Origin of the sequence: Saccharomonospora saliphila YIM 90502 (assembly GCF_000383795.1) — a bacterium.
Lineage (GTDB): Bacteria > Actinomycetota > Actinomycetes > Mycobacteriales > Pseudonocardiaceae > Saccharomonospora > Saccharomonospora saliphila.
Genome location: NZ_KB912698.1, coordinates 62,922 through 70,350, shown reverse-complemented (window position 1 = coordinate 70,350; position 7,429 = coordinate 62,922). Strand labels below are relative to the sequence as shown.

At 71.2% G+C, this 7,429-nt stretch carries 8 protein-coding genes; 5 read left to right on the top strand and 3 right to left on the bottom strand.

All coding sequences use genetic code 11. The features are described from left to right. Positions 1–116: 116 nt before the first annotated feature. Complete coding sequence (locus tag SACSA_RS0116010; RefSeq protein ID WP_019818662.1) at positions 117–467, bottom strand: metallopeptidase family protein; 351 nt, start codon at positions 465–467, stop codon at positions 117–119. A 3-nt stretch (positions 468–470) separates the two neighbouring features. After that, the gene (locus SACSA_RS23345) at positions 471–1,715 is read right to left on the bottom strand and encodes a septum formation family protein (RefSeq protein ID WP_019818661.1); all 1,245 of its coding nucleotides are present in this window, start codon (positions 1,713–1,715) and stop codon (positions 471–473) included. 73 nt (positions 1,716–1,788) lie between these two features. Here SACSA_RS23345 and SACSA_RS0116000 point away from each other — a divergent pair, with 73 nt between their 5' ends. From SACSA_RS0116000 to serS, 5 genes are all read left to right on the top strand, one after another. After that, positions 1,789–2,388 carry a hypothetical protein gene (locus SACSA_RS0116000; protein WP_019818660.1) on the top strand — a complete coding sequence of 200 codons (600 nt, stop codon included), beginning with the start codon at positions 1,789–1,791 and terminating at the stop codon, positions 2,386–2,388. Beyond that, entirely contained in the window at positions 2,389–3,555 is a 1,167-nt protein-coding gene (locus SACSA_RS0115995; protein ID WP_019818658.1) for a glutathionylspermidine synthase family protein, read from the top strand. A 58-nt stretch (positions 3,556–3,613) separates the two neighbouring features. Then, positions 3,614–4,060, top strand: coding sequence for a DUF350 domain-containing protein (locus SACSA_RS0115990; protein ID WP_019818656.1), 447 nt, complete (start codon positions 3,614–3,616; stop codon positions 4,058–4,060). Positions 4,061–4,238: 178 nt separating this feature from the next. Further along, positions 4,239–5,150, top strand: a complete 912-nt coding sequence (locus SACSA_RS0115985) for a haloalkane dehalogenase (RefSeq protein ID WP_028661936.1) — start codon at positions 4,239–4,241, stop codon at positions 5,148–5,150. A gap of 91 nt (positions 5,151–5,241) precedes the next feature. Continuing rightward, a complete protein-coding gene (gene serS, locus SACSA_RS0115980; RefSeq protein WP_019818654.1) occupies positions 5,242–6,504 on the top strand; it encodes a serine--tRNA ligase in 1,263 nt (420 codons plus the stop codon). 108 nt (positions 6,505–6,612) lie between these two features. Here the strand turns inward: serS and lhgO are convergent. Next, positions 6,613–7,429, bottom strand: an 817-nt coding sequence (gene lhgO / locus SACSA_RS23340; RefSeq protein ID WP_048876869.1) for an L-2-hydroxyglutarate oxidase, incomplete at its 5' end; no start/stop codon positions are given.

The window sequence follows — 7,429 nt, the reverse complement described above, 5'->3', positions numbered from 1 at the left end:
CGGTCCCGGGCCGCGCCGGCCCCCGTGTCCCCGGCGCCGGTGCGGTGCTCCGGCGGGCCGGGGCCCTGGTGTGGTCGTTGTCGTGGTCCTGTCCTGCGACCGCTGTCGCACCGTGGCTACCCCCATCCCAGTTCGTGCAGACGTGCGTCGTCGATGCCGAAGTGGTGTGCGATCTCGTGCACCACGGTGATCATCACTTCCTCGACGACTTCCTCCTCTGTCTCGCACACGGCCAGGATCGGTTCCCGGTAGATGGAAATTCGGTCGGGAAGCACGCCGCCGTAGTCGGGCCCGCGCTCGGTCAGCGCGATCCCGTGGTACAGCCCGAGCAGGTCGGGTTCGGTTTCGTTGTGGTCCTCGACCAGCACGACCACGTTGTCCATCGCGTTCGCGAACTGCTCGGGGAGTTCGTCGAGCGCGTCACCGACCAGTTCCTCGAAGCGGGTCCGGGTCATGCGCACCGGCATGATTCACCCCCCGTCCGGTGCGCCCGTCCCGTCGGACGCGGCGTCCGAGCCGCCCGACTCACCGGCGTCCCCGCCGTCCTGGCCACTCGTGTCGCCGTCGGCACCGCCGTCGCCGCTGCCCGCGTCACCGCTGCCGCTGTCACCGCTACCGCTGTCGCCGCTGCCCGCGTCACCACTGGCGCCGTCACCATTGGCGCCGTCGCCGCTGCCCGCGTCGCCGCTGTCGCCACCGCCGCTCTTCTCGCCGTCTCCGGACCCCGCGTCGCCGTCGTCACTCTCGGCGCCCTTCTCCTTCGCCTCGTCCTTCACGCTGCCCTGCACCGGAGCGAGCCCGCTGTCGTCGTCCAGCAGGGCGCCCACCTTGCAGTTCACCAGGGACGAGCCCGCGTTCCAACTCTCCTGTGAACGCAGGTCCCAGGTCAGGATCAGACCGGCCTCCCGCAGGTCCTCGACGGTCTTGCCGTCGGTGTAGTCCTCGACGATCCCGGCGCAGGTCGGGTCGAGCCAGGCGTGCTGCTCGTCCTCGGAGGGGTACTCGTCGAACTCCTCGCGCAGGTCGACGCGGCCGACGATCTCGTAGGAGTGCTCCTCGGAGCACGACACCGGATCGCTCACGGTCGCCTCGGCGATGCCGAGGCAGGTTCCGGTCTCCCAGACGTAGGACTGGTTCATCTCGGCCGCGGGTTCGGTCAGCGTCTGCAACCCGCCTCCGGGGCCGACCCACTGCAACCCGCAGTGCAGTGTGCGGTCGCCCTCGGCCCACCGGTCGGCATCGGGACGCAGCACCCCGACGGTCAGCTTGCCCTCCGGGTCGAGCGGGTCGTCGAGGTAGTCCTCGGCCAGTTGGCCACAGTGCTGCTCGGTGAGGTCGCGCCACCCCTGTTCGTCGGGCATCGGCGCGTTCGGCCCGTGGTCCTCGGCGAGATCGGCCAGGCCGACCACCTCGAAGAGGTGCTCTTCGTCACAGGCCACCTTGGCGACGTCACGCGCGTCGGCGGCCTCCCAGTTCAGGCAGCTACCCGGAGGTGACCGGAACGCCTTCTCGCGGATCTCGGCGACCTGCTCGGCCTCGCGCTCCTGCTGCCGCGCGAGCTGCTCCTGGTCGTCCTCGACCGGAGTCCAGGACAGCAGCCAGCTCAGGGACATGGCGGCGACGGCGCCGACGAGGACGCCGACCATCAGCACGCGTGTACGCAGCGCCGATTCGGGCGACGAGGGGTCGGGCTGGGCGGACATCGCCTCCATCATGCCTGTTTCGCCCTGCGGGTGCTCTCGGGCGACTAAGGTGATCACGCGCAACCGGTGGTCCCGAGGTAGGGCGATGACAGACGACAACAACGGTCCGACGGACGACAACGAAAGCGGGCGGCCACGCGGGTCGATGCGGTTCCAGGACGCCGAGAGCACCACCCCGCGACAGCCCAGCCTGGCCGAGCAGCGGGCGCGGCGTCAGGCCGAGGAGCAGGAACGGCAGCGGCGCGCGGAGGAGGCCGAGGCCGCCGACCGGGCCGCGCGCAAGGCGGAGTCACGCCGGAAGCTGCTGATCGGCAGCGGTGTGACGGTAGGACTCGTGGGCTTCATCGCCGGGTTCTACGTCGTGGCCGCCCCGGAGGAGGTCACCGCCGTCTGCGTCGACGAGAACGGCACGGTGGTCGACGACGACTATTGCGACGACGACTACGCCAGCAGTCACGGCGGCTACCACAGCGGCGGAATCGTGTTCCTGCCGTCGCCGGGTGGCGGTGACTACCGCCAGTACCGCTACAACTACGGCGGCAGCGGCAGCGTGGGCAGCAAGGTCCAGGGCGGCAGCTTCACCCGGCCGTCCAACGCGGAGATCAACACGCGTTCCGGCAGCACCGTGCAGCGCGGCGGATTCGGCATCAGCGGCGGCAGCTTCGGCAAGGGCGGAGGTTCGTAGGTGCGCAGGGAGACCGGCGAGCCCCGCCGTGACTGGGAGCGCGTCGTCGGCGAGCAGGGGCTGGTGTTCGGCACACCCGCCCGGTACGCGTCCGGCAGGCCGAGGCCGTACTGGGACGAGTCGGTGCACTACGTCCTGCCCATGGACGAGGTGCTGTCCGTCGAGGCCGACGTGGAGCTGCTGCACTCGATGTGCCTCGAAGCCGTCGACCACGTGGTCCTCACCGAGCGCTACGCCGAGTTCGGCCTGCCCGAGTGGGTGTGGCCGCACATCGCCGAGTCGTGGAAGCGGCGCGATCCGCACGTCTACGGGCGGTTCGACCTGCGCTACGACGGCCGGAGCCCGGCCAAGCTGCTGGAGTACAACGCCGACACCCCCACCTCGCTGCTCGAGGCGGCGGTGGTGCAGTGGTACTGGAAGACCGAGGTCCACCCGCACGACGACCAGTGGAACTCGCTGCACGAACAGCTCGTGGCCCGCTGGGAGGAGATCGGCGGGCAGCTCCCGTCGACCGAGCTGCACTTCACCTTCTCCAGCGCCGACCCCACCGGTGAGGACCACATCACCACCTCCTACCTCCAGGAGACCGCGGCCGAGGCCGGTCTGGACACCGTCGGCCTCGCCATCGAGGAGATCGGCTGGGACCCGCTGCTGACACGGTTCGTCGACCTGGCGGAAGCGCCGATGAACACCGTCGTGAAGCTCTACCCCTGGGAATGGGTGATCGACGAGGAGTTCGGCAGGCACGCCGTCGAGTCGCTGCCGCGCACGCTGTGGGTCGAGCCACTGTGGAAGATGCTGCTGTCCAACAAGGCGCTGCTCGGCATTCTCTGGGAGAACTACCCGGGCCACCCCAACCTGCTGCCCGCGTTCAACGACCAGCCCGGCCTGCTCACCGAGTACGTGCGCAAGCCGAAGCTCGGCAGGGAGGGGTCGAACGTGGAGATCGTCGCCCCGGGCTACGAGATCGCGACGGGCGGTGTCTACGGCGCCGAGGGCTACGTCTACCAGGCGTTCGACCCGCTGCCGGAGTTCGACGGCTACCGGCCCGCGCTCGGGGCCTGGATCGTCGGCGACAACGCCGCTGGCCTCGGCATCCGGGAGACGTCGGGACTGGTCACCGACGACGGCGCGGCGTTCGTGCCCCACCGCATCCCCGAGTCGTGATAGGACACGGCTCGCCTGATCATTTCCGCAACGTGTTGACTCGACCTGGGAGATCTCTGTGCTCGTAGCGCTGTCCGAGACCTTCGGTACCGACCTGGCCCGGGGAATCGGCGCCATCCTGCTGTACGCGATCGTGGGCCTGCTGCTGATGCTGCTCGGCTTCTACGCCATCGACTTCACCACGCCGGGCAAACTGTCCGAACTGGTGCGCCGCGGCCTGCCGAACGCGGTGATGGTCACCGCCTCCGGTCTGGTGTCGATGGCGTTCATCGTGGTCGTGGCGATCTGGGCCTCGGCCAGCGACCTCGCCGAGGGACTGATCACCGCGCTGGTGTACGGGCTCGTGGGCATCATCGCGCAGGTGCTCGCGGTGCGGTCGCTGGAGTGGGCGACCCGCATCGACGTGCGCTCGACGATCGAGCGCGAGAAGTTCGCGCCCGCCAGCCTCGTGGTCGCCGCCGCCCACGTCGCTCTCGGCCTGGTGGTCGCGGTCGCGATCTCCTGACCGCACGCCGCCCTGGTGTCCCGGCGCCCTGGGGCTCTGGTGCCGTCAAGGCCCCTTTGACTGCGTTGAGTGCGGTGAAGGAGGCCTTGACGGCACGCCAACAGGCTGGGTCGCGGTCGGGTATCACCTTGGTCTCCGGCCGCCCCCGGGGTGGACGTGGTGGATTACCGTGGAGTACGTGCGGTTACTGCGAACTCCCGAGGACCGATTCGACGACCTGCCCGACTTCGACCACCCCGCCCGGTACGCGGACGTGGACCACCCGACGCTCGGTGTCGTCCGCATCGGGTACGTGGAGGCCGGGCCGCCCGACGGCCCGCCGGTGTTGTTGCTGCACGGCGAGCCGAGCTGGTCGTTCCTCTACCGGGCGGTGCTGCCGGTGCTCGCCGACGCCGGGTTGCGTGCGATCGCGCCCGACCTCGTCGGCTTCGGCCGCTCCGACAAGCCCGCCGACGTGGCGGACCACACCTACGCCCGGCACGTCGAGTGGATGCGCGCCTTCGCCTTCGACACGCTGGACCTGCGTGGTGTCACACTCGTCGGCCAGGACTGGGGTGGTCTCATCGGCCTGCGGCTCGTGGCCGAGAACCCGGACCGGTTCGCGGGCGTGGTGGCCGCGAACACCGGCCTGCCCACGGGCGATCACGGCATGCCGGACGTGTGGTGGGCCTTCCACGACGCCGTGCAGAAGGCGCCGGTCCTCGACGTCGCCCGGTTCGTGCAGTCCGGCTGCCTGCGGGAGCTGACCGAGGCCGAGCGCGCCGCCTACGACGCGCCTTTCCCGAACGAGATGTACAAGGCCGGTCCGAGGGCCATGCCCGCCCTGGTGCCGACCAGCACCGACGACCCGGCCACCGAAGCCAACCGGGCCGCGTGGGACACGCTGACCCGGCTGGACCTCCCGATGCTCTGCGCGTTCTCCGACAGTGACCCGATCACCGAGGCGATGGGTCCCATCCTGCGACGCCGGATGCCGGGCGCGGCGGCGCGGGAACACCCCACGATCGCGGACGCGGGCCACTTCCTCCAGGAGGACGCCGGAACCCGGCTCGGCCAGGTGATCGCCGACTTCGTGCGCGGCCTGGACTGACTCCCGGCGGGCGGTGGGCCCCGTCCGGTGCCGGATCGACACGGTGACCTCGTGCGTCGCCGCCGGAGGCCGGACGGCTACCCTCGGCGCTGTGATTGACCTCAGGATCCTGCGTGACGAACCGGACGTCGTGCGCGCCTCGCAACGCGCGCGCGGCGAGGACGACGGCGTGGTCGACCGGCTGCTGGCTCTCGACGCCGAGCGCAGGTCCGCCATCGCCGCCGCCGACAACCTGCGCGCCGAGCAGAAGCAGCTCGGCAAGCGGATCGGTGGTGCCTCGGGCGAGGAGCGCGAGGGGCTGCTGGCCCGGGGGAAGGAACTGGCGGCGCGAGTCAAGGACGCCGAGGCCGAGCAGAGCCGGGCGAGCACGGAGTTCGACGAGCTGCACCGGACCGTGCCCAACGTCGTCCACCCCGAGGTGCCCGCAGGCGGAGAGGACGACTACGTCGTGCTCAAGCACGTCGGCAGTCCCGCCGAGTTCGACTTCACCCCGCGCGACCACCTGGAGCTGGGCGAGGCACTGGGCGCGCTCGACATGGAACGCGGCGCGAAGGTCTCCGGCGCGCGGTTCTACTTCCTCACCGGTGTCGGCGCGCAGCTCCAGCTCGCGCTGCTCAACCTCGCGGCCGCCCAGGCGACGGAGAAGGGATTCTCCCTGATGATCCCGCCGGTGCTGGTGCGCCCGGAGGTCATGTCGGGCACCGGGTTCCTCGGCGCGCACGCCTCGGAGGTCTACCGGCTGCCCGAGGACGACCTGTACCTGGTCGGCACCTCGGAGGTTCCGCTGGCCGGGTACCACTCCGACGAGATCCTGGACCTCTCCGCCGGTCCGCGCCGGTACGCGGGCTGGTCGTCCTGCTTCCGCAGGGAGGCGGGTTCCTACGGCAAGGACACGCGCGGAATCATCCGCGTGCACCAGTTCGACAAGGTCGAGATGTTCGTCTTCTGCCGTCCCGAGCAGGCCGAGGCCGAGCACGCGAACCTGCTCGCCTGGGAGGAGGAGATGCTGGCCAAGATCGAGGTGCCCTACCGGGTGATCGACACGGCCGCGGGCGACCTCGGCACCAGCGCGGCGCGCAAGTACGACTGCGAGGCGTGGGTGCCCACCCAGCGGGCCTACCGCGAACTGACCTCGACGTCGAACTGCACGACCTACCAGGCGCGCAGGCTCTCGGTGCGCTACCGCGACGAGGACAACCGCGTGCGAACGGCCGCGACGTTGAACGGCACGCTCGCGACCACGCGCTGGATCGTGGCGATCCTGGAGAACCACCAGCGCGAGGACGGCTCGGTCCGGGTGCCGGAGGCGCTGCGCCCGTTCCTCGGTGGACGCGAGGTCCTGCGCCCCGCCTGAGGACCCGGCTGCGTCGAGGAGGTCCCGTACTGGCAGACGCCGGAGCGTTCGACGCGGAGCCCGCGGGGGGCGCACCGCGCGGAGTCGGCGGCACTACCGCGTGGCCCGTCAGCGCAGGTGGTCGGCGACGTGGGCGGCGATCTCCAGTGCGGCGGTGGCGGCGGGCGAGGGAGCGTTGAGCACGTGCACCTGGTGCGGCGCCGTCTCGACGAGGAAGTCGTCGACGAGCCTGCCGTCCGGAAGCAGTGCCTGCGCGCGCACACCGGCGCCGTGCCGCACGAGGTCGTCGGGTCCGATCGCGGGCACCAGGCGCGCCAGGTCGGCCGCGAAGCGGCGCCTCGACAGCGACCGGCGGATCTCGTCCACCCCGACGGGGTAGGCGTAGCGCCGGGCCAGCCGCCACGTGCCGGGGAAGCGGGCGGTCTCGGCCACGTCGCGCGGGGCGACCTCGCGCCACCGGTAGCCTTCACGGCGCAGCGCGAGCACGGCGTTCGGGCCCGCGTGCACGCTGCCGTCGAGCATGCGGGTCAGGTGCACGCCGAGGAACGGCAACGCGGGATCGGGCACCGGGTAGATCAGCCCGCGCACGAGATGACGGCGCTCGGGACGCAGCGCGTGGTACTCACCCCGGAACGGCACGATCCGCGCCCGCGGAGCCAGCCCGGCCAGGCGCGCGACGCGGTCGGCGTGCAGGCCCGCGCAGTTGACCAGTGCGTCGGCGGAGAGCACGCCCGATCCGGTGGCCACCTCGACGCCACCTCCCGCCCGGGGGCGGATACCACGCACCGGGGTGCGCAGCCGCAGGTCGGCGCCCGCGTGCTCGAGGACGTCAACGAGGGCGCGGCACACCGCCGGGAAGTCGATCACCGCGGTGGAGTCCACGCGCAGGGCGCGTACGCAGCGCACCTCCGGCTCGTGGTCGCGG

What these genes read in the sequence shown, in the direction of transcription:
- SACSA_RS0116000 (WP_019818660.1), top strand. Translation starts at nt 1,789, where the DNA reads ATGACAGACGACAACAACGGTCCGACGGACGACAACGAAAGCGGGCGG.
- SACSA_RS23345 (WP_019818661.1), bottom strand. Translation starts at nt 1,715, where the DNA reads ATGATGGAGGCGATGTCCGCCCAGCCCGACCCCTCGTCGCCCGAATCG.
- SACSA_RS0116010 (WP_019818662.1), bottom strand. Translation starts at nt 467, where the DNA reads ATGCCGGTGCGCATGACCCGGACCCGCTTCGAGGAACTGGTCGGTGAC.